We start from the raw sequence: 26,319 nt of genomic DNA on the forward strand, positions 1-26,319 counted from the left end.
TAAAAATAGGACCAAGGGACTTTTGGAAAGCGGTGCAGCGCTAAGGCTGTTCTGTTTTCCGAAAGATCCTTGAAACTAAAATAACTGGACCCTGTACCCAAATGACTGCTGCAAATAATGCCAGACCCATTCGTCGCGCGCTGTTAAGCGTTTCAGATAAAACCGGAATTCTCGAGTTCGCCAAAGCACTTCACGCCCAAGGTGTGGAACTGTTATCAACTGGCGGCACCGCTCGCCTGTTAGCGGATAACGGCGTGCCTGTTATCGAAGTATCTGATTACACAGGACACCCTGAGATCATGGACGGTCGCGTTAAGACGCTGCACCCTAAAGTGCACGGCGGCATTTTGGCGCGCCGCGGTCTTGATGAAAGCGTGATGGCCGACAACAATATCAATGCCATCGATCTGGTTGCGGTTAACCTTTATCCTTTCGCTGAAACTGTGGCTAAAGCCGGTTGTACCTTAGAAGACGCTATCGAAAATATCGATATTGGCGGCCCAACTATGGTGCGCGCAGCGGCAAAAAACCACAAAGACGTCACCATAGTTGTTAATGCCGCCGATTACTCACGCGTACTGGCAGAAATGACGGCTAACAATGGCAGCACGACTCATGCGACGCGTTTCGACTTAGCGATTGCAGCCTTTGAGCACACTGCGGGTTACGATGGCATGATCGCCAACTACTTCGGCACTATGGTTCCTGCGCATAGCACGGACGAATGCTTTGCTGATTCTAAGTTCCCACGCACGTTCAACACCCAATTAGTGAAGAAGCAAGACTTACGCTATGGCGAAAACAGCCATCAAGCGGCGGCCTTCTATGTCGACACGAAAATTGATGAAGCCTCTGTGGCGACGGCAATTCAGTTGCAAGGCAAAGCGTTGTCTTACAACAACATTGCCGATACAGACGCCGCTCTTGAGTGCGTAAAAGAATTCTTGGAACCCGCCTGCGTTATCGTTAAACACGCTAACCCATGTGGTGTGGCCTTAGGTAAAGACTTGCTCGATGCCTATAACCGCGCTTATCAAACTGATCCAACATCAGCCTTCGGTGGCATTATCGCCTTCAACGGCGAGTTAGATGCTGCGACGGCGAGCGCTATCGTTGAGCGTCAATTCGTTGAAGTGATTATCGCCCCAAGCGTCAGCCAAGCGGCCCGCGATGTGGTGGCGAAAAAGACCAACGTGCGTTTATTGGAATGTGGTCAGTGGAACACTAAGACCCAAACCTTAGACTACAAACGCGTTAATGGCGGCTTGTTAGTGCAAGATCGCGACCAAGGCATGGTCGGTTTAGAAGACATTAAAGTGGTCTCTAAACGTCAACCAACTGCAAGCGAACTGAAAGACTTAATGTTCTGCTGGAAAGTGGCGAAGTTCGTTAAATCTAACGCCATCGTTTATGCCAAAGACGGCATGACTATCGGTGTCGGCGCAGGCCAAATGAGCCGCGTTTACAGCGCTAAAATTGCTGGCATCAAGGCCGCCGATGAAGGCTTAGAAGTAGTGAACTCTGTGATGGCATCCGATGCTTTCTTCCCCTTCCGTGACGGTATCGATGCCGCAGCGGCTGCGGGCATTAGCTGCATCATCCAACCGGGTGGCTCAATGCGCGATGCTGAAATCATCGCCGCAGCAGACGAGCACGGCATGGCCATGGTGATGACGGGCATGCGCCACTTCCGTCACTAATCGCCACTAAGCAGCCAGCACTCAATCAGTACTGGCTGCTTTTTTGTTTTACCACTCTTTGTTTTACCGCACTCTGATTTCGACCACAGTGTGCCTACACAGAATATAAAACTCTAAGGGATGACTTAACATGAAAGTATTAGTTATTGGTGGCGGCGGTCGCGAACATGCCCTAGCGTGGAAAGCTGCACAATCGGCTCAAGTTGAAACTGTCTATGTTGCGCCAGGCAATGCGGGCACAGCCCTAGAACCTAATGTTGAAAATCTGGCGATCAGCGCCACCGACATTCCTGCTCTGCTCGATTTTGCGAAAACCCATAAAATTGAACTGACTATAGTCGGCCCAGAAGCGCCATTAGTGATGGGCGTGGTTGATGCATTCAACGCCGCAGGTTTACCGATTTTTGGCCCAACTAAGGCGGCTGCTCAGCTCGAAGGTTCAAAAGCCTTCACTAAGGACTTTTTAGCACGCCACAATATTCCAACAGCGGGTTACAAAAACTGCACTGAAATCAGCGATGCAAAAGCCTTCGTGCGTGAATTAACGGCCACAACAGGTTACCCAGTGGTCATCAAAGCCGACGGTTTAGCCGCAGGTAAAGGCGTGATTATCGCCCAAGACCAAGCTGAAGCCGATGCTGCGATTGATGACATGCTCGCTGGTAACAAGTTTGGCGATGCGGGTTCACGCGTGGTCATTGAAGAATTCCTGAAAGGCGAAGAAGCCAGCTTCATCGTAATGGTCGATGGCAAAAATATTCTGCCAATGGCGACCAGCCAAGATCATAAAGCCCGCGATAACGGCGACTATGGTCCGAATACTGGCGGCATGGGTGCTTACTCGCCTGCTCCTGTAGTGACTCAAGCGGTACACGATTGGACTGTGGCAAACGTGATTCGTCCAACGGTTGATGGCATGGCGGCAGAAGGCAATGTCTACACAGGCTTTTTATATGCTGGCTTGATGATTTCTCCCGATGGCAGCGCCAAAGTGCTCGAGTACAACTGCCGCTTCGGCGATCCAGAAACTCAGCCAATCATGATGCGGTTAAAGTCAGACTTAGTGGAACTGTGTTTAGCCGCCACCCGTGGCGAGTTAGATAAAGTGACAGCAGAATACGACGAGCGCGCAGCCGTGGGCGTAGTATTAGCCGCTGGCGGTTACCCAGATGAGTATCGCAAGTTTGATGTGATTGACGGTCTCAGCCTTGGTGATAACAATGGCAAAGTGTTCCATGCTGGCACTGAGATGAAAGACGGCCACGTGGTCACCAACGGCGGTCGCGTACTCTGCGCGACTGCACTGGGTAACACAGTGACCGAAGCGCAAAAAGCCGCTTATAAATTGGTTGATGAAATCCACTGGGATGATGTGTATTTCCGTACCGATATTGGTTACCGTGCTATTGCACGTGAGCAGCAAGACTAATTGCTAGGCGCGTTAAAAAACCGGCCAGAAGCCGGTTTTTTTGTGCCTGAATTTTGACGAGCGCCAAATATAACATCATGATTTAAAATAAAAATACATAATTAATTCTATTGAAAATTGGAGCAGCGAGATACAATGTCAACCAAATGTTAAATACCTAAATATAAAGGACTCCCAATGAGGATTAGACTGCTGTGCGCCTCCATCGCCATACTGCTTAGCGGATGCGGTGGCGGCTCAGAAGATGCTGGCACGACCACACCACCGACTCAGCCGCCAGTCCAACCTCCCGCGCCGGTGCAATACATTGCTAGTAGTGTGTCAGCAAATGGCGGAGCCTTAGATCCAAGCAGTCAAAAAGTGGAGTCGGGTAAAAGCGCTATTTTTAGCATTACTGCCGATATTGGCTTTGCACTCGAAGGCATTACTGGCTGTGGTGGCACGCTCAATGCGCTAACTTACACCACGGCGGCAATAACGGCAGATTGCACTATCACGCCGACATTTATTGCTAACGCCGAAAATGCCATTAAGCACCAAGACCACAGGCTTGCCAGTGCGAGTGAGTTAATTGATTTCAGCATCGCCAAACTCGCTAGTATCGACATCGAACGTAAAGCCCAGATAAATCAGCTATATCAAGGTGTCGGTAGCAGCATCACTTGGCATCCGACCCACGACTCAATTACCTTTTCGAGCTTTATGCCAGAGAACACTTTTACTGTTTTGCCATCGAATGTCGATGGCAGTGGCGCAAGCGCGGTTCGCGGGTTAGTGATGGCAGGCGAGCAACAAGGGCAAAGATATGCGGCCATGGCGGGAAATCTCTTTTCCGTCAACACTTCAGCTCAAACCGATACTTTGCTGAAAAATCTTTTAGGCTGGCTGACCAAAGGCGCCGATAAAACCGACGGCCTCAGTATAGTGACCACCCAAATGCCGAGCAAAGCCGACAGTTGGTACTTTCCCCATAACGAAGGTATTCGCACTTGGCTTGCAAACAACTACCCCGCAGCCCATAGCATTAATGCGGCAAACACTTGTGACTACAGTGAGTTAAGCAACTGTATCGACACACTCAAGCCCGATGTGATAGTGATTAGTGACATAGACCGTCAGTCCCTCGGTTTTGCAGGCATTAAAGCTGCTATCGCTAAGGCCAAAGCGGCGGGCATTCCCTTGCTGCTCTCAAACTACTGGCGCAATCAAAGCCCAATGCTATCGCCGCTTTACCTTGAAATGGGGCTTTCAACCTCAGGTAATTATTGGTCAAAGCTCAATGCCAACGACCTCAGTGTGACTGATGTTTTGGCTGAAGATACTGCCCTGACTAAGGTAAATAATTTGCTCGGCAAGCTCAATGAAGCAAGCTTCGATACCTCAGTGCTTAACGACTGCACCGGCAATTATCTCAGCTGCAATGCTGCCGCCTTTGTTGACTCGTTCAAAGCGGGCGCCGATTGGTATCGAGCCAATGCCGAAACCTTAGATAACAATGCAATTGATGTGTTTACCAAGGCAGACTTCCCTTTGATGAAGGCCGGACTGTTACTCGCCGATAAGTATCGCAGCGAGATTGACTACCCCATAGCCTACAGCGAGCATGCACAATGGCAGCAGGCCCTGTTTGCCGATTGGACCGTCAGCTATGCCCGTACCCATAACTTAGCCCAGCCAGATTTGGGTGAATATGTCACCGACAGAGCCAACCTCAGCAAGGGCAGCAATGCGCACTACGCTTACCCTGCGACAGTCTCAGAGCGTAAAACCATTAGTGTGCCCTATGCAGGCCAATGGACGACTACAGGCTGGTATGCACTGCCGGGTCAAACCATCAAATTTACTCGCCTCGATAGCAGCGCTGCGAATGTGGAGATCAAACTCAACTACCACAGACGTAACACTAACCGCGCCTATGAGCAGAAAATCTATCGCGGCCCATTGGAGTTGACACAGCAACGCCTGCGCTTAGCACAAGGGAAAAGTATTGAGTTTTCCTCCCCCTACGGCGGGCCGATTTATCTATACATCAATAGTGATGCTTCGAGTGTTGATGGCGCGTTAAGTGTTGATGTCAACGCTGAGCATGTCGCTAAACATCCGACCATTATGGATTTCTCCAATCCAGCTGAAATCGCGGCCTTTAACGAACGCATTCAGAATACCGAATTACCCCATGTGGACTTGCGCACCGATGGTGCAGAGCAGCATCTACGTCGCGACCGCTTCTTAAACGCCATCGGTACCTATGTGCCTGATGTCAACGCGCTGCTCAACAGCATTGTCGATGACCATATCAACAGCGTTTACACCTTAGCTGGCCTTAAAATTCAAGGTAACAGTCTAAGTGAATCCTTACCCGCCGATGTGCTAGCGGCCTGCAAAGGACTGTTTGGCGACGACTGTATCGACAATAGTCTGCATACCCGCACTATTATTCAACACGCCAATTATGACCAAAATGCCCAGTGCGGAGCCGGTTGTAGTGGTAATCCTTGGGATGCGGCATGGAATATCGACCCAACGGGCTGGGGTGATAACCATGAGTTAGGCCATAATCTGCAAACGAACCGCCTCAATGTGCAATATGCCGCGGCAAACAATAGTGACAACTGGGCAGGTTATAGTAGTCGCGCTGGCGAAAACTCCAACAATATCTTCCCTTATGTGGTGAAGTGGAAAACCTATTATCTGCGCGATGGCAATACAGGCACAGTGATCGATGGTCACATGAACCACAAAGACCTCTTTTATGTGTTTATGTCCGATGCCGCGGGTACAACTGACACTAGTGGTAAACGCGTAGTATTTGGCGCCAATTGTAAGGTGCTCGATGCTGGTGAAGACAGATACACTGCGCCTTGGGCCAGCAATACTTATGCTGTGCATAACGGTTATCGCATGGCGTTTTACATCCAAATGGCGCTTAAGGCTCACGGCATGACGCTGAGCGATGGCACCATGCTGAACAATGGCTTTAATCTCTTTACCTTGCTGTATCAACACAGTCGTATTTTCGGCAAATATGCCAATAACGCCAGTGATTGGGAAGCGAACCGCAGCAAACTGGGCTTTAGCCAATTTCCGTTTGACGGCAATAGTGTCTACGGCGGAAAAACCGTGAAAGATATCCCCGGCAACGACTTTATGCTGGTGTCTTTGAGTCAGCTCACAGGCAAAGATTGGCGTAGCCACTTTGATATGTTGGGTCTGCGCTACTCAAGCCTTGCAGCCGCGCAAACGGTCGCTAATGCGACCTCGGGTACTATGCCCATGGGCATGTATGAGCTAGAAACCGACTTGCCGCCAGCGAACATGAGCCAAGGTTTAACCTTTGTGCCACTGTCACTCACTGATGGCACAACACAGTGGAAAGGCGTGGGTTCGCCAACCCAGTGCACTAAACCATAAGTGCACTAAGCCTTAATCGCGCTAAGATACTAACGCAACTGATAAACCTCGCTCTGGCGGGGTTTATTTTTACCTGAAAAATGTGACCTAAAGCACATACCTAGGCTCAGATGACGTGCACCATTTAACTTCTTATATTTTTAACAATCATGAAATTAATGAGGTAAATATATGGGTTATTCGATAAAAGATCTTATTTATCAAGGCGAAAAATCAGGTGTGCACAACTGGGGAACGCTAGAAGGAAAGAGTTTTTACTGGCATCCAGATTGGTTCCATATTGCAGAGGATATGACGGGTCATATGGCCACTGCAACTATCGATAAACAAGGGGAAAAAGCAACGCAAAGCGAGGCTGAACAGTCAATCATTAAGCATCTCAATAAGAGTGGTAAATAGCTTGTAGTGGCAAAGATTTTAGTGCCCGGAGGCGATCGCCCTGCGGGCAATTTTGTCGATTAAACCTGGCGCGATCAGCTTAAGCCAACGCCCCAAACGACCGCGAAGTGAAGTGATAAGTTGTCGGCCTCGAGTCGCAATCACAGGTAACATCATATTGGCGCATTGCTCGGCCGTCAGTATCTTAGCTTCTTGCATCGGTGACTTGCCTAAAGGATTACCCGCACCATCAAGGGCGCGTTTGTGAATTTGTGACACCACAAAATCAGGGCAAATTACCGTCACCGCCACATTATCGTCCGCGAGCTCAATCCGCAGTGAATCGAAAAAGCCAATCACAGCATGTTTAGATGCAGCATAACCGCTACGAGTGGGTACGCCCGTTAATCCAGCGACTGACGCCACAACAACCACTTGGCCCTTACTGGCTTTTAAATGGGGTAAAGCGGCATGGGTCAAATACGCAGGTCCAAGATAATTCACCCGCATAATGTCTTCGAGTACAGACAGTTGAGTAAGCTCATCGAAACGTGACCACATGGTCATGCCGGCATTATTAATTAAAATATCGAGATGTCCGTAATGCGCGACCGTGGCTTCAATTAAGGCTTCGCACTGTTCAGCACGAGAAACATCGGCAGCAAATACAAAGGGAGGTAAACCATAATTAGCGATTTCTAAGGCGAGTGAAGCGAGACGTGTTTCATTGCGCGCACTGATCACGAGCTGGCAGCCCATTCGCGCCATTGCCACAGCGAGTGCCCGACCAATACCTTCTGAGGCACCCGTGATAATCACGACCTTGCCAGTGAGTCCATCCATAGTCATTCCTTTGTTATCGCTATGTTAATTACGCCTTTGGCTAAATTGGCATAATCACGCTAAAAGCGCAATCCTTCACGCACGTTGTGCAAGCCTCATCTCATATTGTTCACGATAATTAGCTAAGGGTTGTGGGCGCCCTATTGCATAACCTTGCGCGTAGTTAATGCCGATGCTCAATAATCTGTCGATAATATCCTGATTTTCAACAAATTCGGCCACGGTCTCGATCCCCATGACACGACATACATCTTGAATCGATTTAACGATGGCGTAATCTTTAGCGTTCACGGCAAGGTTCTTAATAAAACAGCCATCGATTTTGACATAATCGACAGGTAATTCACGCAGATAGCCGTAAGAGGCGAAACCACTACCAAAATCATCCAAGGCAAACGAGAAACCGAGCTTACGTAACTGCTTCAACATTTCCATACCACGATTGCGATTTTGGATCGCGGTGGTTTCAGTAATTTCAAAGCAAATACATTGACTTGGAATATCAAAAATATGCTGCTGCTGGGCGATATATTCCACCATACCTTCGGCGCCTAAACTATTGCCCGAAAGGTTGATCGAAATACAATGATCAGGCCAAAGCACTGGATGCAAAGACAACCATAAAAAGGCTTTGCGGATCACTTCTTTATCTATGTCAGGCATCAGCTTAAAGCGCTCAGCCGCGGCAATAAACTGCGCAGGCGCCAAAATACGGCCACAGGGTTCTTGAATTCGCAGCAGGATTTCCATGCGTTGTCGCTGCGGACCACTGCCTAACCCACGGATCGGTTGGTAATACAGTATCATCTCGTTTTCTTCAATCGCCTGTGCGATACGTACCGCCCACTTAGGCGCGTTTCTTTGGTAAGTGAGCTCTTTATCTTTATCATCGTAAAAATGAATTTGATTGGCGCCCTTTGCTTTAGCGGCAATGCAGGCAATATCCGCGTCTTTCAATAATTCTTGTGCATCAATATAGGGGGCTCGGCCAAAGGCAACACCTATGCTGAGACCAACTTTATAGTTACAGTTTTTGTCATTCAGCACTTGCATGGAGACTTGCGCGATCATTTGCTTCAGTAATTGCGCCACAGATAAAGCACTGCGATTACAAATCACTAAACCGAACTCATCGCCACCAAGGCGCGCCAATAGCTCCTGTGGCCCAAGACAAGCCTGCATAGCCTTAGCCACCATAGCGAGCATACGATCGCCTGCAGTATGGCCACAGCTGTCGTTAATCAACTTGAATTGCTCTAAATCGAGATAACAAACCGCGATGGTTTTAGCTGAGGCAGCAAATTGAGGGAGCTGTTCATCAAACGCCTGACGATTTAGCAGCCCAGTAATGCTGTCGAAATTAGCTCTTTTTTGGAGTTGGTGCTTAAGTAACTCTTCTTGAGTGATATCCCGCAATACCACGACAGTGCCGACAATAGCCTTATCGTGATTACGCAAATTACTAATGCTGCGTTCCATAATCCGTGGCGTAGCGGTCAATAACTTGATTTTCTCGACCTGTGGTGATGACTCGCCAAGACGAATACAGGTAAAAACTGCCTGATTCAACTGATCGCCAGCCTTTAACAGGCTCGCGAGGCTCTGATCTAGGGCATAACAACTGGCGACATCCAGAAGCGACTCGGCCCGCGGATTCATATAAATCACTTTGGCATCGACGTCGGTTAAGATCACGGCTTCTGCAATGGATTCTAAGGTGATTTTCGCGCGCTCTTTCTGCTGATAAATTCTGGCCAGTAAGCTATTAACGCGGCTGGCAAGCACTTCTAATTCCTCATTACCCTCACTGGTGACAGGTTGATAGACACTGGACATAGGATCGACCAGCGCCAATTGCCGCATCAAGTTTTTAAAGGGTTTGAGTAAACCAGAGCGCAGCCAAATATAGCCAAGGCCAACAATAAACACGCCAAATAGAATAAATCCGAGCGATACCCAATCGAGCTTAAATTTCACCTCTTGGAACGGGCCCTCGGAGAACTGCACTTGCAGGTAAACAGGTTTGTCTTTTAACAGGCTGGGTATTTCAATGGTGTCACTATGAACGCCCTCAACACTTGCCGTGACAGCATTAGAGTGACTCATAGTCACCTTAGTCACCAATAAGGCCTGCGCATATTCTAGTAAGTCATTATTGGTCAACTGGCGCACTAGCAGCACAGACTCATTAGGCGCAGAAGCCACGGCGGTGATGACATAAGTCTGCTCACCAATCAAATAAGCGCCTGCCACACTGGATTTATTAGCATTGATGATAGCGCTGGCGATTTCATGCAACTTATCAGAGGCAAAAGGATGTGCATTGGGGAAAAAAGTGTGCAGCTCGCCTTGGCGTAAAATATACCAACTGAGGTTGGCCGACATTGAGCTATCGTGCCACGAGGATTCTAGTTTCTTAAGTTGCTCTTCGTCTAACTGAGACAAAGGTAAGGCGTAGATATTCGTGAGAAAGGTTAAGCGGTCGACATCAATTTGAAACTGCTGCTGGATATTAGCAAGCTCACGGTTAGCGCTGTCTTGGCGCAATAGCTCGACGCGATGGTCGTACCAACACCCAAGACAATAGGAGACAATTACTACCGCGGGGAGACAAAATCCCGCAATAAATACCATTATTTTCTTGCCAATGTGCATCTCTTACCACGGCTTGTTATGACTAAATTGATTGATAGCTTTGCATAATCCTTCACTGCGCCATGCAACATATCTCATTTGCGAATAGTATTAAACATCGCTTAGCTTTAGCCGTTGCTAAAGTAGACATTATTATGTAATTAAATCAATTTAACCGCTTTGATTTAACACATTAAATTGCTCAATAAACACTGCTGATATTTTATTTTTATCCAGATCCTATGCGATAAACTAGACGTAACAATAGAGTATTGAAGTTGTTATTTTAACGTAACACTCATTAGGCTCGCAGACGAGATAAACCACCGCATACGCTAATCCATAAAGGCAAATCCATGAAGATAGCTGCGAGAGAAGTTTTCCATTTTATCAACTCTAAATGTCAGAAATAAAACAGGCCCGCAAGCGGGCCTGTTTTCGCAAATCCAAAAATTACTTATGGTATTGCTTTGATTGTGCGTGAACCGCCTTAATAAAGGCGCCAGCATGCTCTGGATCGACATGCTGATGGATACCGTGGCCTAAGTTAAATACATGACCAGTACCTTCACCATAACCCGCTAGGATATGGCCCACTTCTTCTTCGATGCGTGGAATAGGTGCATACAACATTGAAGGGTCCATGTTGCCTTGCAGGGCCACTTTATGGCCTACACGGCGACGGGCATCGGCAATGTCTACCGTCCAATCTAAACCGAGCGCATCACAACCTGTTTCTGCCATGGCTTCTAACCATAAACCGCCGCCTTTAGTAAACAGCGTCACAGGCACTTTACGGCCATCGGCAAAGCGTGTCAGACCATCAATAATTTTCTGCATGTAACGCAAAGAGAACTCACGATAAGCTGAGTGCGATAACGCGCCGCCCCATGAGTCAAAAATCATCAAAGATTGTGCGCCGTTGGCGACTTGGGCATTCAGGTATAAGATCACTGAATCAGCTAGCTTGTCTAACAGCATGTGTAATGCCATTGGCTCAGCGTAAGCCATCTTTTTAATTTTTTCGAAGGTTTTGCTCGAGCCACCTTCAACCATATAAGTGGCTAAGGTCCATGGCGAGCCAGAAAAGCCAATTAACGGCACAGCGCCATTAAGCTCACGGCGAATAGTGCTCACGGCTTTCATTACATAGCCAAGCTCATCTTCTGGATCTGGGATTGATAGCTTTTTAATTGCATCGATAGTGTCTGTAGGGCGCTCGAAACGTGGGCCTTCACCCGCCTCAAAATACAAACCTAAACCCATAGCATCAGGCACAGTTAAAATATCGGAAAACAGAATCGCCGCATCCAGATCATATCGGCGTAGAGGCTGCAGCGTAACTTCACAGGCAAGCTCGTGGTTTTTACACAAAGACATAAAGTCACCCGCTTGCGCGCGCGTGGCTTTATATTCAGGAAGATAACGGCCAGCTTGACGCATCATCCACACAGGGGTCACATCGACTGGCTCTTTTAGTAGGGCGCGTAAATAACGATCATTCTTTAATTCTGCCATTGGGCTTGGTTCCTAGTCTTATTGAGATCCGCTGGGTCGGTAGTTTAGCATTTACGCGAATAATGTAACCTTTATGTGCTAATTTATGTGAGCTATTCCCCATCGCTGGCGTCGATTTGACCACATAAACCGGAAAATGTTATCCAGATAACATATCTGCTCATTTATTCGTAACGAAGTCACACTCAGACAGAAAAAAGTTGCACCGGTTCCCAGCCTTTGGTATAAAAAGTCTGCGCTAGCAAGAACAATCAAGAAGCTCGTCGCATCGAGCCTGCTATAAACTTTACTCGCCCAACGATAGGTTTCTATCGTTGGGCTTTTTATTTGCATTTTTTGATGCAAAACAGCTGGTTTGTCCATTTCGTCATTCACGCAAATTCGCATGAAAAGAGTTGATCGATTAGCGACTTGTCCCTACATTAGAGTTATGTGCTGGCACTTAAATGGAATGCATCATGCTGAGAGAACTCGAAAAAGCAGAACAGAAGTGGGGCGGTTCAAATAAGCTTATTGATCAATGGCTAAAAAACCGTCGAAAACTGTTAGTGCATTACTGCCAAATTGCTGGACTTCCGCCTTACGGTAAATCAGAAAAATCGCTGCCCTCGTTCGAACACGTTAAATCTTTCTGTGACTTATTAGTCGACTATGTCTCAGAAGGACATTTCGAAGTCTATGACAGAGTCGTTAATGCCTGTAGTGAGTATGGCGAATCGAGCAAAACGCTCGCGCAACAAGTATTGCCAAAGATCACCCCAACCACGAATGCAGCATTAGATTTCAACGATAAATATGCGGAAACCCAAGACGATCTCGTTTTATATCAACTCGATAAAGATTTATCTGAGCTTGCCCATAACATGGAAACTCGCTTCGAGCTCGAAGATGAACTACTCGAAGTACTCCACCGTAAGCATTCAGAACACACCCAGTAAGCCTCAATCAATTCAAGCGCACTTTGTTGTATTCTGTGCGCTTATCTTGTCACCAATACTTATAACAGCCGAAAAATACCCACACAAACTCACGATTAATGACTCACAATCAGTCAGCGGCGAAATGCTTGCTCAAATAGTTAAACATAGAATACCTATATGTCAGCTAATGATCACATGAGTACGCTATAACGCCTTTGTCTAGCGAATCCCGAGATAAATTCGATGGGATTCAAATAAGTAGACACGCATGATGCTGTTTGATCTAATCAATTTCGCCAAAAACCTACTAGATCCAACATCATGCGTAATATCGACATATTACACGATTTACTCAAAAAACAATGCCCTCAAATACACCAAAAACGCCTTAATTCTCTGATGGTTGCTACTGAGTCTTTACTTGATGGCAATCAGGATAAAATGACTGACATCCTTGGCCATCAACCTGCCACCCTTTTCAGATAAGCTTTGGTGCTGTATGAACATTTTGAGCTTAGCTTGTTGTACGGAGGACAATGTAGCCGGGCGGCCCGGATTAGGCGTATCGTCTAGACCGCACAAACCTTGGGTTAAATAGGCGGTAATCAATCGATTCACACTGGTTCTACTGACCTTGAGCATGCTTGTGATAGCGGTACGAGAATGACCTTCGCTGAAATGGAGCAAGGCAAGATATCGCATACGTTTGCGTGCGCTTTTTTCCGATTTCACTAAGGCTGCGATGTTGGGATTGTTCGTATTTTGTATGATTAAAAAACTGATAATCAATTAGATCACACAATTAATTTAAATAGTATAATACGATTGGTATGAGCAGGGATGCTGTCGGACGGGACGGCCGCGACGATTGAAATAGATAAATTCCAGATACGAAAAAGCCCTAACATTGCTGTTAGGGCTTATCGAAATGTTGGCGGAGCGGACGGGACTCGAACCCGCGACCCCCGGCGTGACAGGCCGGTATTCTAACCAACTGAACTACCGCTCCTTTAGTCTAACGTTTGCACGTTAACCTAAATTAGGCGCTTGGCGATGACCTACTCTCACATGGGGAGACCCCACACTACCATCGGCGCGTTTGCGTTTCACTTCTGAGTTCGGGATGGGATCAGGTGGTTCCACAAGGCTATTGTCACCAAGCAAATTCTGTTTATTACCGTGTCCATCTCTGGCTCACGCTAATAATAATTCGGAAAGCTGATTTGCTTTGTTTGAGTCTTTAACTTTATCAAGTGTCGATATTCTGTCTAAGGCTTTTCGTACGACCTCCATGGATGGAGGAAGTGCTAGAAAATGTCTGGAACATTTTCAGTAAAACCCATCTGGGTTGTATGGTTAAGCCTCTCGAGTCATTAGTACATGTTAGCTCAACGCCTCACAACGCTTACACACCATGCCTATCAACGTCCTAGTCTCGAACGGCTCTTTAGAGGAATTAAATTCCTAGGGATGACTCATCTTAGGGCTCGCTTCCCGCTTAGATGCTTTCAGCGGTTATCGATTCCGAACGTAGCTACCGGGCAATGCCATTGGCATGACAACCCGAACACCAGCGGTTCGTCCACTCCGGTCCTCTCGTACTAGGAGCAGCTCCCTTCAATCATCCAACGCCCACGGCAGATAGGGACCGAACTGTCTCACGACGTTCTGAACCCAGCTCGCGTACCACTTTAAATGGCGAACAGCCATACCCTTGGGACCGACTTCAGCCCCAGGATGTGATGAGCCGACATCGAGGTGCCAAACACCGCCGTCGATATGAACTCTTGGGCGGTATCAGCCTGTTATCCCCGGAGTACCTTTTATCCGTTGAGCGATGGCCCTTCCATTCAGAACCACCGGATCACTATGACCTACTTTCGTACCTGCTCGACGTGTATGTCTCGCAGTTAAGCTGGCTTATGCCATTGCACTAACCGTACGATGTCCGACCGTACTTAGCCAACCTTCGTGCTCCTCCGTTACTCTTTGGGAGGAGACCGCCCCAGTCAAACTACCCACCAGGCACTGTCCCTAATCCCGATAAGGGACCTAGGTTAGAACATCAAAACTACAAGGGTGGTATTTCAAGGACGACTCCATCATGACTAGCGTCACAACTTCAAAGTCTCCCACCTATCCTACACATGTAGGTTCAATGTTCAGTGCCAAGCTATAGTAAAGGTTCACGGGGTCTTTCCGTCTAGCCGCGGGTATACGGCATCTTCACCGCAATTTCAACTTCACTGAGTCTCGGCTGGAGACAGCGTGGCCATCATTACGCCATTCGTGCAGGTCGGAACTTACCCGACAAGGAATTTCGCTACCTTAGGACCGTTATAGTTACGGCCGCCGTTTACCGGGGCTTCGATCATGAGCTTCTCTTGCGATAACCCAATCAATTAACCTTCCGGCACCGGGCAGGCGTCACACCGTATACTTCCTCTTGCGAGTTTGCACAGTGCTGTGTTTTTGATAAACAGTTGCAGCCACCTGGTATCTGCGACTCCCGTCAGCTTAGAGAGCAAGTCTCATCACCAACAGGAGCGTACCTTCTCCCGAAGTTACGGTACCATTTTGCCTAGTTCCTTCAGCCGAGTTCTCTCAAGCGCCTTGGTATTCTCTACCCGACCACCTGTGTCGGTTTGGGGTACGATTCCCACTAACCTGAAGCTTAGAAGATTTTCCTGGAAGCATGGCATCAACTACTTCAGTCCCTTAGGACCTCGTCATCAGCTCTCAGTCTGCACACTAAAGTGCGATTCCCCGGATTTGCCTAAGAAATCAACCTACCACCTTAAACGCGGACTACCAACGCCGCGCTAGCCTAGCCTTCTCCGTCTCTCCATCGCAGTTAGCGGAAGTACAGAAATATTAATCTGTTTCCCATCGATTACGCCTTTCGGCCTCACCTTAGGGGTCGACTCACCCTGCCCCGATTAACGTTGGACAGGAACCCTTGGTCTTTCGGCGAGGGGGTTTTTCACCCCCTTTATCGTTACTCATGTCAGCATTCGCACTTCTGATACCTCCAGCGTGGGTTACCCCTTCACCTTCAACGGCTTACAGAACGCTCCTCTACCGCGCACAGTAAACTGTGCACCCGTAGCTTCGGTGACTAGCTTAGCCCCGTTACATCTTCCGCGCAGGCCGACTCGACTAGTGAGCTATTACGCTTTCTTTAAATGATGGCTGCTTCTAAGCCAACATCCTAGCTGTCTAAGCCTTCCCACATCGTTTCCCACTTAGCTAGTACTTTGGGACCTTAGCTGACGGTCTGGGTTGTTTCCCTTTTGACGACGGACGTTAGCACCCGCCGTCTGTCTCCCGAGTAGTACTCATTGGTATTCGGAGTTTGCAAAGGGTTGGTAAGTCGGGATGACCCCCTAGCCTTAACAGTGCTCTACCCCCAATGGTATTCGCTCGAGGCGCTACCTAAATAGCTTTCGAGGAGAACCAGATATCTCCCGGTTTGATTGGCCTTTCACCCCCAGCCACAAGTCATCCGCTAATTTTTCAACATTAGTCGGTTCGGTCCTCCAGTTGATGTTACTCAACCTTCAACCTGCCCATGGCTAGATCACCGGGTTTCGGGTCTACACCTTGCAACTAAACGCGCAGTTAACACTCGGTTTCCCTACGGCTCCGCTATTCGCTTAACCTCGCTACAAAATGTAAGTCGCTGACCCATTATACAAAAGGTACGCAGTCACGGTCTCAAGAACCGCTCCCACTGCTTGTACGTATACGGTTTCAGGTTCTATTTCACTCCCCTCACAGGGGTTCTTTTCGCCTTTCCCTCACGGTACTGGTTCACTATCGGTCAGTCAGGAGTATTTAGCCTTGGAGGATGGTCCCCCCATATTCAAACAGGATGTCACGTGTCCCGCCTTACTCGTTTTCATCAATGGTTAGTTTTCATGTACGGGGCTATCACCCTGTGCCGCTGTGCTTTCCAACACATTCCACTAACACCCCACTGACTTAAGGGCTAATCCCCGTTCGCTCGCCGCTACTAGGGGAATCTCGGTTGATTTCTTTTCCTCCGGGTACTTAGATGTTTCAGTTCCCCGGGTTCGCCTCGCAACACTATGTATTCATGTTGCGATAACAGCTTATGCTGCTGGGTTCCCCCATTCGGACATCGTTAGCTCAAATGCTTGTTACTAGCTCGCCAACGCTTTTCGCAAGTTACTACGTCCTTCATCGCCTCTGACTGCCAAGGCATCCACCGTATACGCTTAGTCGCTTAACCATACAACCCAAATGAGTTTCACTCATCTGCGCCGCATTGCGACCAGCTTGGTTTTACTTGTCTCACTTCTGACCAAAGAAGTGGACGCGCCTTAGACGCAAACTATTCAATAAAGAATAATTTACTTTTTGAATATTCAAGACACTTAATAAAGTGTTTGAGAACTCATGATGCAAACGTTTCCACGTTTACATCGGTTTGTAAGTAACATGACGACAGACATCATCACGTTACATACTATCAGCTTTCCAAATTGTTAAAGAACAATGCGTACCGGCTAGCGGCGCATTCAGCTCTGACTTCTCCTAAGAGAAGATAAACAAGCAATCTGTGTGAACACTCAGCAAAAATTAAGTTAGTCGTATAGGTAAGGAGGTGATCCAGCCCCAGGTTCCCCTAGGGCTACCTTGTTACGACTTCACCCCAGTCATGAACCACAAAGTGGTGAGCGCCCCCCCGAAGGTTAAGCTACCCACTTCTTTTGCAGCCCACTCCCATGGTGTGACGGGCGGTGTGTACAAGGCCCGGGAACGTATTCACCGTGGCATTCTGATCCACGATTACTAGCGATTCCGACTTCATGGAGTCGAGTTGCAGACTCCAATCCGGACTACGACGAGCTTTGTGAGATTAGCTCCACCTCGCGGCTTTGCAACCCTCTGTACTCGCCATTGTAGCACGTGTGTAGCCCTACTCGTAAGGGCCATGATGACTTGACGTCGTCCCCACCTTCCTCCGGTTTATCACCGGCAGTCTCCCTAGAGTTCCCACCATTACGTGCTGGCAAATAAGGATAGGGGTTGCGCTCGTTGCGGGACTTAACCCAACATTTCACAACACGAGCTGACGACAGCCATGCAGCACCTGTCTCACGGTTCCCGAAGGCACTAAGCTATCTCTAGCGAATTCCGTGGATGTCAAGAGTAGGTAAGGTTCTTCGCGTTGCATCGAATTAAACCACATGCTCCACCGCTTGTGCGGGCCCCCGTCAATTCATTTGAGTTTTAACCTTGCGGCCGTACTCCCCAGGCGGTCTACTTAATGCGTTAGCTTGAGAGCCCAGTGTTCAAGACACCAAACTCCGAGTAGACATCGTTTACGGCGTGGACTACCAGGGTATCTAATCCTGTTTGCTCCCCACGCTTTCGTGCCTGAGCGTCAGTCTTTGTCCAGGGGGCCGCCTTCGCCACCGGTATTCCTCCAGATCTCTACGCATTTCACCGCTACACCTGGAATTCTACCCCCCTCTACAAGACTCTAGTTCGCCAGTTCGAAATGCAATTCCCAGGTTGAGCCCGGGGCTTTCACATCTCGCTTAACAAACCGCCTGCGCACGCTTTACGCCCAGTAATTCCGATTAACGCTCGGACCCTCCGTATTACCGCGGCTGCTGGCACGGAGTTAGCCGGTCCTTCTTCTGTAGGTAACGTCACAGCAACAGCGTATTAAGCTGCTACCTTTCCTCCCTACTGAAAGTGCTTTACAACCCGAAGGCCTTCTTCACACACGCGGCATGGCTGCATCAGGGTTTCCCCCATTGTGCAATATTCCCCACTGCTGCCTCCCGTAGGAGTCTGGGCCGTGTCTCAGTCCCAGTGTGGCTGATCATCCTCTCAGAACAGCTAGGGATCGTCGCCTTGGTGAGCCATTACCTCACCAACTAGCTAATCCCACCTAGGTTCATCCAATCGCGGAAGGCCCGAAGGTCCCCTCCTTTCCCCCGTAGGGCGTATGCGGTATTAGCAGTCGTTTCCAACTGTTATCCCCCTCGACTGGGCAGATCCCTAGGCATTACTCACCCGTCCGCCGCTCGCCGGCAAAGATAGTAAACTATCTTCCCGCTGCCGCTCGACTTGCATGTGTTAGGCCTGCCGCCAGCGTTCAATCTGAGCCATGATCAAACTCTTCAATTAAAGTTTTGTTGCTTCCGTCTTTCGACTTCAGCGGCTCAATGAATTCTGATTTCTTGTTTCTCGCTAAAAGAAACAAACTGTACATATTGCTATGAACACTCATTGTTACATTGATTTAAATTTTTGACTGCCAACCCGAAGGTTAAGCAGTTTCGATTAACTCAACACCTGTGAGTGTCCACACAGATTTCTTGTTTTATCTTGTTAAAGAGCAACTCAATATTCGTAAGAGAACTTGAGTACCACACTGAGCGCCGAACGCTTCCAGCTGGCTAGGGCTGCGTATTCTACGCATTTCCCGTTTCGCGTCAAGGAGTTTTTTTCAACTTCTTGCTGCGATTGAATTAAGTGCCATTCTCAACAGAGAGTAAGCCATTCAATTCAAGCTAACTCGTCAGCTTGCTTTCGCTGTCTGCCGTGTCAGTGGATGCGCATTATAGGGAGATTGAGAAAGTGCGCAACCCCTTTTTAGCAGAAATTTGCAGTTAATTCTGATTACCTAAACTAGCCACAAGATACTCACCACTTACCCCCAAAGTTATCCACAATTCAGTCAAAATAATGCCTTTGCTCGACATTATCCTTCTCAAAAAGCCATTAGATGATTTGTAGGTAAGTATGTAAGTAGAAGAATTTAGTCTTTCAAAAGGAAGATTAAGCGAGGTGAAGCCTGATACTTATTAGGATCACGCCTTAGTTAATTGCCTAATAACAATGTTAGCCATTTATGAAAACCGAGCCTGTTATATGGGAGAGCCGAGACATCACTATTTAAAGGGGTTATTTGTACATATATATGTGGAGGAGAAACTGACCTACAAAAAAGCCAGCTTGCGCTGGCTTTTGTACATCAAGCTACCTTAACGGCAATCGATTACACAGTAGTTTGGAAGATCACTTCCGATGCCTTTTGTGTATAAGACTCGATTTGATCGAAGTTCAAGTAACGGTAAGTGTCAGCCGCTGTGGCGTCTAACTCTTTTGCGTATTCTTGATATTCTTCAGGTGACGGCAGACGACCTAACAGTGCAGCAACCGCAGCCAGTTCAGCAGAGGCTAAGTAAACGTTAGCGCCTGTACCTAAACGGTTAGGGAAGTTACGGGTAGAAGTCGATACGACAGTTGCACCTTCAGCTACACGTGCTTGGTTACCCATACACAGTGAACAGCCTGGGATCTCGATGCGCGCGCCTACACGACCGAAAATCGCGTAGTAGCCTTCTTCAGTCAGCTGATCTCTGTCCATCTTAGTCGGTGGAGCAATCCACAGACGGGTTGGCAGGGTTTTAGCGAACTTGTCTAACATCTTACCGGTTGCGCGGAAGTGACCAATGTTGGTCATACAAGAACCGACGAACACTTCGTCAATCTTAGTTTGCGCAACAGATGACAGCAGTACTGCATCATCAGGATCGTTTGGCGCACACAGGATTGGCTCTTTGATGTCGTTTAAATCGATTTCGATAACTGCAGCGTACTCAGCATCTTTATCGGCGCTCATCAGTTCAGGATTCGCTAACCACTCTTCCATGCCCTTGATACGACGCTCAATCGTACGACGATCGCCGTAACCTTCAGCGATCATCCACTTCAGCATGATGATGTTTGAGTTCAGGTATTCGATGATAGGTTCTTTGTCTAACTTGATGGTACAACCGGCAGCAGAGCGCTCAGCTGAAGCATCAGACAGTTCGAAAGCTTGTTCAACTTTCAAGGTTTCAAGACCTTCGATTTCCAGTACGCGACCAGAGAAGATGTTGACTTTACCTTTCTTCTCAACGGTCAGCATGCCCAGTTCAATGGCTTTTAATGGGATAGCATGTACCAGATCACGCAGTGTGATGCCGGGTTGCATTTTGCCCTTGAAGCGCACTAATACTGATTCAGGCATGTCGAGTGGCATAACGCCAGTCGCCGCAGCAAACGCCACTAAGCCAGAACCAGCTGGGAATGAAATACCAATTGGGAAACGCGTATGTGAGTCACCACCCGTACCAACGGTATCTGGCAGCAGCATACGGTTTAACCATGAGTGGATAACACCGTCGCCTGGACGCAGTGATACACCGCCGCGGTTCATGATGAAATCAGGCAGAGTATGATGTGTATTCACATCAACAGGCTTTGGATAAGCCGCAGTATGACAGAATGACTGCATAGTCAAATCAGCACTGAAACCTAAGCAAGCTAAATCTTTCAGCTCGTCACGGGTCATAGGACCTGTGGTATCTTGTGAACCAACAGAGGTCATCTTAGGTTCGCAGTATTGGCCAGGACGCACGCCAGCTACGCCGCATGCTTTACCAACCATTTTCTGTGCCAGCGTGTAACCTTTACCCGTATCAGCCACGTCTTGTGAACGCACGAATACGTCAGATACGTCTAGGCCTAATACTTCACGGGCTTTGTCAGTTAAACCACGACCGATGATCAGTGGTATACGACCACCAGCACGGACTTCGTCTAACAGCACTTCAGTTTTTAAGCTGAATTCTGAAATCACTTCGTCGCTGTCGTGACGCTTAACCACACCGGCGTATGGGTAGATGTCAATCACATCGCCCATTTCCATTTTGTTTACGTCAAGCTCGATTGGCAGTGCGCCCGCATCTTCCATAGTGTTGAAGAAAATCGGTGCAATTTTACCGCCAAGGCAAAAACCGCCAGCGCGCTTGTTGGGTACGAATGGAATGTCATCGCCCATAAACCACAGTACTGAGTTAGTCGCTGATTTACGTGATGAACCCGTACCCACAACGTCGCCCACATAGACTAGTGGGAAACCTTGCGCTTTTAACGCTTCGATTTTTTTCACTGGGCCAACGGCGCCAGCAACGTCAGGCTCGATACCATCACGGGCGTTTTTCAGCATAGCTAACGCGTGTAATGGAATATCAGGACGTGACCAAGCATCTGGTGCTGGTGACAAGTCATCGGTGTTGGTTTCACCAGAGACTTTAAATACTGTCAGAGTGACTTTGTCGGCCAGTTTTGGACGGTTTAAGTACCAATCTGCATTCGCCCACGCTTCAACCACTTGCTTAGCAAACTCATTGCCTGCTTCCATCTTCTCAACCACATCGTGGAAAGAATCAAACATCAGCAGAGTGTGAGATAAGGCTTTAACGGCTAAAGGTGCTAACGCTGGGTTATCCAGCTGCGCGATCAGAGGTTCGATGTTGTAGCCGCCTTGCATAGTGCCTAATAACTCAGTAGCACGCTCAGCAGACAAAATAGGTGATTTTTCAGTGCCTTTGGCAACCGCATCTAAGAAAGCAGCCTTAACATAAGCGGCTTCATCAACACCTGGGGGAATTCGATTTTCAAGCAGGTCGAGAACGAAAGCCTCTTCACCTGCGGGTGGGTTTTGAACTAACTTAACCAGTTCAGCCACTTGATGTGCATCTAATGGCTTAGGGACTACGCCCTCTGCAGCACGTTCTGCGACGTGTTTACGATATGCTTCTAGCACGGCAACATTCCTCTTTGTTTGGCGCTCTAACAACGAAACTGCACGTCTTCTTAATTGAAGCTGACAGTCCGACATGATCGACCCGTATTTCCGGCCTGCAGTATACTACAGCTTTGCAAAAGTATGAATCAGGTCACACTCGGCAAAAAGCGAAATAAGGACTAAATCCGGCGGCGAATGCCAACTTACGGGAATATTAAAACAAGTGAAATTAGACAATAGTTTGAAAACAGACAAAAAACCATACACTACAAATAGTTAACAATGTTTCATTAATTTTAAATCGAACAGGTAATTTTCAGCGCCCTAGATAAAATATGTGTAAATTTTTCTCATCTTGCGGCATTTTGGCTTTTAAGATGCAGTGCGAGAACTTACACTCAGGCTTAATTTACTGCATATCCCAGTTATTTCCCCAGTCCATCGGAGCACCAATGACATCCCTTAGCATTCAAGCCGTTATTTTTGATATGGATGGCGTTTTAATCGATTCAGAACCCCTATGGCAGCAGGTCGAGTATGAAGTGTTATCCGCACTTGGCGTGCCCGTGACCATAGAAACGATTCAACAAACCACTGGTTTACGTATCGATCAGTGCGTCGATTATTGGTACCACAAGGCTCCTTGGCCTCACTACGATAATGCCAAGGTCAGCCAAGCGATTGTTGAAAAAGTCGCGAGTGAAATTCTGGTTAGCGGCGAAGCCATGCTGGGCGTTCACGAAGCGATTGACCACTGCCAAGCACTGGGTCTTAAAATCGGCTTAGCCACCTCCTCGTTTTACACTATTATCGAGGCAGTTCTCTCTAAGTTAGGACTCAGCGATAAATTTATGGCGGTGCAATCTGCCGAGGGCCTCACCTACGGCAAGCCACACCCTGAAGTGTATTTGAATTGCGCTAAGGCGTTAGATGTCGATCCCCGCTATTGCCTTGCGATCGAAGATTCTTTTAATGGCTTAATTGCAGCCCGAGCGGCCAATATGCAAACGCTTGCGATCCCCGCGCCAGAGCAAAGAAGCGAAGCTAAGTGGGTTATCGCCCACCATCAAGCTGAGAACTTATTGGCCTTGCCGACACTCTTAGCTCAATAACGCCATAACACGCCTAGCCTTAGCTGGGCGGATAAGCTGAATTTTGGCCATATGGATAATGAGTTTTTACCATATGGATGAATAGCAGAATGCTGTATGTACGAGAGGGGAGCCAATGAAGTACCTGTCTTTATTATCACCCGTATTATTACCCATGGGCTTAATACTCATGTCCGTCAGCTTGTCCGCTAATGCGGGTGGTGCTATGTACTGCAAGCAACAAGTGGTCAACACTGGCGATACCTTAACCACTGTGCTGGAGAAGTGCGGTTCGCCCAGTGATATTCGCGAATTTAGTTTACCAGCGACTTATCTCAACTCAGACGGCGACCGAGTGATCGATCCCAGCAAGTTGCCGACTGAGTATCAAGAATGGACCTATGACTTTGGACCGACACGCTTAATGCGCCGGCTTTATGCCACGGACAATAAAGTCACTAAAATCGAATCCTTAGGTTACGGACATTAATCAGCAGCATCCTTGATTATTGTTATCAATAAAAAAGCCAGACATTGTCTGGCTTTTCTTATTTCAATCAACTGAATGTATTACCAAATTTTTACACGTTCATCTGGCGTCAAATACATTTTATCGCCTTCTTTCATCTCGAAAGCTTTATAGAAGGCTTCCACGTTACGCGGCGTACCCATAGCGCGGTAGTGACTCGGTGAATGCGGATCGGTCAGCAAACGACGGCTCAGCTCTTCATCACGGTAGTTACGACGCCATACTTGCGACCAACCCACAAAGAAGCGTTGCTCACCCATTAATCCATCAAGCACTGGCGCGGGTTTGCCGTTAAGGCTCATTAGATACGAGCGGGCCGCTACGGTTAACCCCCCTAAGTCGCCGATGTTTTCCCCTAAGGTCAAATCACCGTTAACGAACTTGCCGGGCAGTGCTTCATAACCTGAGTATTGCGCTGACAGTTGTTTACCGCGTTTTTGGAACTCTTCGCGGTCTTTATCTGACCACCAATCACGCAGGTTACCGTCGCCATCGTACTTAGCGCCTTGGTCATCGAAACCATGGCTGATTTCATGGCCGATCACTGCACCAATACCACCGTAGTTCACTGCATCATCGGCATCCATATTGAAGAATGGTGGTTGCAGAATCGCAGCTGGGAATACGATTTCGTTTTTCACTGGGCTGTAATAAGCGTTTACCGTTTGTGGCGTCATGCCCCATTCGGTACGATCGATTGGCTTGCCAAGCTTGTTGATCATATCTTGATATTCAAACTGAGCGTAACGCATATAGTTACCCACTAACTCGTCAGCCTTGATATCTAAACCTGAGTAATCTTTCCACTTATCTGGATAACCGATTTTATAGGTAAACTTAGCCAGTTTTTCTTGGGCGGCGACTTTGGTTTCTGGCGTCATCCACTCAAGTTCATTGATGCTGACCTCAAAACCTTTGATCAAGTTTTTGATCATAGTTTCCATACGCGCTTTAGCTTCTGGCTTGAAGTATTGCTTAACGTACTCTTCGCCCACTAACTCACCAATCACTTGGTCAGCGCCATCAACGGCTTTTTTCCAGCGTGGTTGTTGCTCTTCGATACCCATTAAGGTTTTGCTCTTAAAGGCGAAGTTCAAATCAACAAAGTTTTTGCTCAGTAACTCGGCGTAGCTATCTACTAAGTGGAACGCGAGATAATCCTGCCAAGCCGATACTGGGAATGTCTCGAAACCTGCACCGAGTTTTTCAAAGTAAGAAGGCTGGCGCACTATGATGTCAGTGACTTTGTCGCCTAAACCTGCGCTGGTCGCGAAGGCATTGAAATCAAATTGACCCGTTAACTTTTGCAGTTCAGCGCGATCTAACTTGTTGTAAGCCTTATTGGCGTCGCGGGATTCCACTCGGCTCCACTGACTTTTGGCGATCATCATTTCGATGTCGGCAACGTTTTTAGCCGCGCGTTTAGCATCCTTGTAACCCGCTTCGGTCAGTATGTCTGTCACATATCTCGCCATAGCTTGGCGATTAGCGGCAAACTTAGGATCATCTTTCAGGTAATAATCGCGGTCCGGCAGCGTAAGGCCCGACTGGCTTAGATACACGGCGTACTGAGTTGAATTTTTGGCGTCGTTATTGACGTAAAAACCAAAGGGAATACCAGAGCCGGTCGTCAGCAATTTACCCATAACGGCAGGTAAATCAGCATGTGTTTTGGCGGCAGCAATATCGGCCAGCAATGGCTTAAGCGGAGTCACGCCTAAGGTTTCAAGCAAATCGGTATTCATAAAGCTGGCGTTGAAATCACCAATCTTCTGCTCATTCGAACCTGCCGCTGGATTCTTTTTAGCAGCCGCTTCGTCGATGATCTTTTTCAATGCATCTTGGCTTTGATCGTACAGCACAGAAAATGCGCCGTAGTTAGACTTGTCGGCAGGTATAGGCGTATTCACCAACCATTTACCGTTAACGCTGTAATAGAAATCGTCTTGATGGCGAACTGAGGCATCAAAGTTTTGCAATTCAATGCCAGAAATCGCGGCGACTTCAGTTTTAGGCTCAGTACTACAAGCGGCTAAACCTAAACTCAGGGCGATACCCAGTGCCAGTGTGCTTATCTTCTTCATTGTTTTCCCCAGCTTCCTTAAGAGTTATTATTTTTCCCGCAAAACCTTAGCATCTTGCTACGCCCCACAGTAGCAAGATTTTGTAAAAGGATATGACACTTTAGCGTCGCGCGAACCGATTCAGGCACTATGCCATCAAAGTCGTTTAGGATTTTCATCG

The 26,319-nt window shown here is 47.8% G+C and carries 12 protein-coding genes, 1 tRNA gene, 3 rRNA genes and 2 pseudogenes; 8 read left to right on the plus strand and 10 right to left on the minus strand.

All coding sequences use genetic code 11. The features are described from left to right. Positions 1-101: 101 nt before the first annotated feature. The 4 genes from purH to AC5YB3_RS09410 all read left to right on the plus strand — a co-directional run bounded on the left by purH (position 102) and on the right by AC5YB3_RS09410 (position 6,939). On the plus strand, positions 102-1,700 hold the full coding sequence (gene purH / locus AC5YB3_RS09395; protein WP_012090362.1) for a bifunctional phosphoribosylaminoimidazolecarboxamide formyltransferase/IMP cyclohydrolase: 1,599 nt from the start codon (positions 102-104) through the stop codon (positions 1,698-1,700). A 130-nt stretch (positions 1,701-1,830) separates the two neighbouring features. Then, the gene (purD, locus tag AC5YB3_RS09400; protein WP_226058322.1) at positions 1,831-3,129 is read left to right on the plus strand and encodes a phosphoribosylamine--glycine ligase; all 1,299 of its coding nucleotides are present in this window, start codon (positions 1,831-1,833) and stop codon (positions 3,127-3,129) included. Positions 3,130-3,306: 177 nt separating this feature from the next. Next, positions 3,307-6,540: an ImpA family metalloprotease gene (locus AC5YB3_RS09405; RefSeq protein ID WP_494527006.1), complete on the plus strand. Its 3,234-nt coding sequence runs from the start codon at positions 3,307-3,309 to the stop codon at positions 6,538-6,540. 171 nt (positions 6,541-6,711) lie between these two features. Then, on the plus strand, positions 6,712-6,939 hold the full coding sequence (locus AC5YB3_RS09410) for a hypothetical protein (RefSeq protein WP_006079908.1): 228 nt from the start codon (positions 6,712-6,714) through the stop codon (positions 6,937-6,939). 18 nt (positions 6,940-6,957) lie between these two features. On the opposite strand, the gene AC5YB3_RS09415 is transcribed toward AC5YB3_RS09410, so the two are convergent. The 3 genes from AC5YB3_RS09415 to hemE form a co-directional block, all read right to left on the minus strand. Beyond that, positions 6,958-7,761 carry an SDR family oxidoreductase gene (locus tag AC5YB3_RS09415; protein WP_006079907.1) on the minus strand — a complete coding sequence of 268 codons (804 nt, stop codon included), beginning with the start codon at positions 7,759-7,761 and terminating at the stop codon, positions 6,958-6,960. Positions 7,762-7,836: 75 nt separating this feature from the next. Then, positions 7,837-10,416: a putative bifunctional diguanylate cyclase/phosphodiesterase gene (locus AC5YB3_RS09420; protein WP_494527007.1), complete on the minus strand. Its 2,580-nt coding sequence runs from the start codon at positions 10,414-10,416 to the stop codon at positions 7,837-7,839. A gap of 432 nt (positions 10,417-10,848) precedes the next feature. Beyond that, positions 10,849-11,913 carry a uroporphyrinogen decarboxylase gene (hemE, locus tag AC5YB3_RS09425; protein ID WP_006079904.1) on the minus strand — a complete coding sequence of 355 codons (1,065 nt, stop codon included), beginning with the start codon at positions 11,911-11,913 and terminating at the stop codon, positions 10,849-10,851. A 458-nt stretch (positions 11,914-12,371) separates the two neighbouring features. On the opposite strand from hemE, the gene AC5YB3_RS09430 reads away from it, so the two are divergent. Both AC5YB3_RS09430 and AC5YB3_RS09435 read left to right on the plus strand, forming a co-directional pair. Then, the gene (locus AC5YB3_RS09430; RefSeq protein ID WP_006079903.1) at positions 12,372-12,851 is read left to right on the plus strand and encodes an Rsd/AlgQ family anti-sigma factor; all 480 of its coding nucleotides are present in this window, start codon (positions 12,372-12,374) and stop codon (positions 12,849-12,851) included. A 303-nt stretch (positions 12,852-13,154) separates the two neighbouring features. Continuing rightward, positions 13,155-13,286 (plus strand): annotated as a pseudogene (locus AC5YB3_RS09435) (IS4 family transposase); the annotation flags it as partial. Here AC5YB3_RS09435 and AC5YB3_RS09440 read toward each other — a convergent pair. The 6 genes and pseudogenes from AC5YB3_RS09440 to acnB all read right to left on the minus strand — a co-directional run. Then, a pseudogene (locus AC5YB3_RS09440) lies at positions 13,269-13,601 on the minus strand (helix-turn-helix domain-containing protein); the annotation flags it as partial. The pseudogenes AC5YB3_RS09435 and AC5YB3_RS09440 sit on opposite strands and share 18 nt — an antisense overlap. A gap of 164 nt (positions 13,602-13,765) precedes the next feature. After that, positions 13,766-13,842, minus strand: a tRNA-Asp gene (locus AC5YB3_RS09445). 36 nt (positions 13,843-13,878) lie between these two features. Next, positions 13,879-13,994: ribosomal RNA gene (rrf, locus tag AC5YB3_RS09450) — 5S ribosomal RNA — on the minus strand. Positions 13,995-14,185: 191 nt separating this feature from the next. After that, positions 14,186-17,088, minus strand: a 23S ribosomal RNA gene (locus AC5YB3_RS09455). Between the two features lie 368 nt (positions 17,089-17,456). Then, positions 17,457-19,001, minus strand: a 16S ribosomal RNA gene (locus AC5YB3_RS09460). The 16S, 23S and 5S rRNA genes sit together here with 1 tRNA gene alongside, the layout of an rRNA operon. 874 nt (positions 19,002-19,875) lie before the next feature. After that, a complete protein-coding gene (acnB, locus tag AC5YB3_RS09465) occupies positions 19,876-22,473 on the minus strand; it encodes a bifunctional aconitate hydratase 2/2-methylisocitrate dehydratase (protein WP_041411334.1) in 2,598 nt (865 codons plus the stop codon). Positions 22,474-22,907: 434 nt separating this feature from the next. On the opposite strand from acnB, the gene hxpB reads away from it, so the two are divergent. Together hxpB and AC5YB3_RS09475 are read left to right on the plus strand one after the other, a co-directional pair. Then, complete coding sequence (gene hxpB, locus AC5YB3_RS09470; RefSeq protein ID WP_006084353.1) at positions 22,908-23,567, plus strand: hexitol phosphatase HxpB; 660 nt, start codon at positions 22,908-22,910, stop codon at positions 23,565-23,567. A gap of 115 nt (positions 23,568-23,682) precedes the next feature. Next, positions 23,683-24,036, plus strand: a complete 354-nt coding sequence (locus tag AC5YB3_RS09475; protein WP_259528618.1) for a DUF2845 domain-containing protein — start codon at positions 23,683-23,685, stop codon at positions 24,034-24,036. 80 nt (positions 24,037-24,116) lie between these two features. On the opposite strand, the gene AC5YB3_RS09480 is transcribed toward AC5YB3_RS09475, so the two are convergent. Then, on the minus strand, positions 24,117-26,159 hold the full coding sequence (locus AC5YB3_RS09480; RefSeq protein ID WP_494527008.1) for a M13 family metallopeptidase: 2,043 nt from the start codon (positions 26,157-26,159) through the stop codon (positions 24,117-24,119). Between the last annotated feature and the right edge of the window lie 160 nt (positions 26,160-26,319).

The organism is Shewanella sp. 1311 (assembly GCF_059338235.1).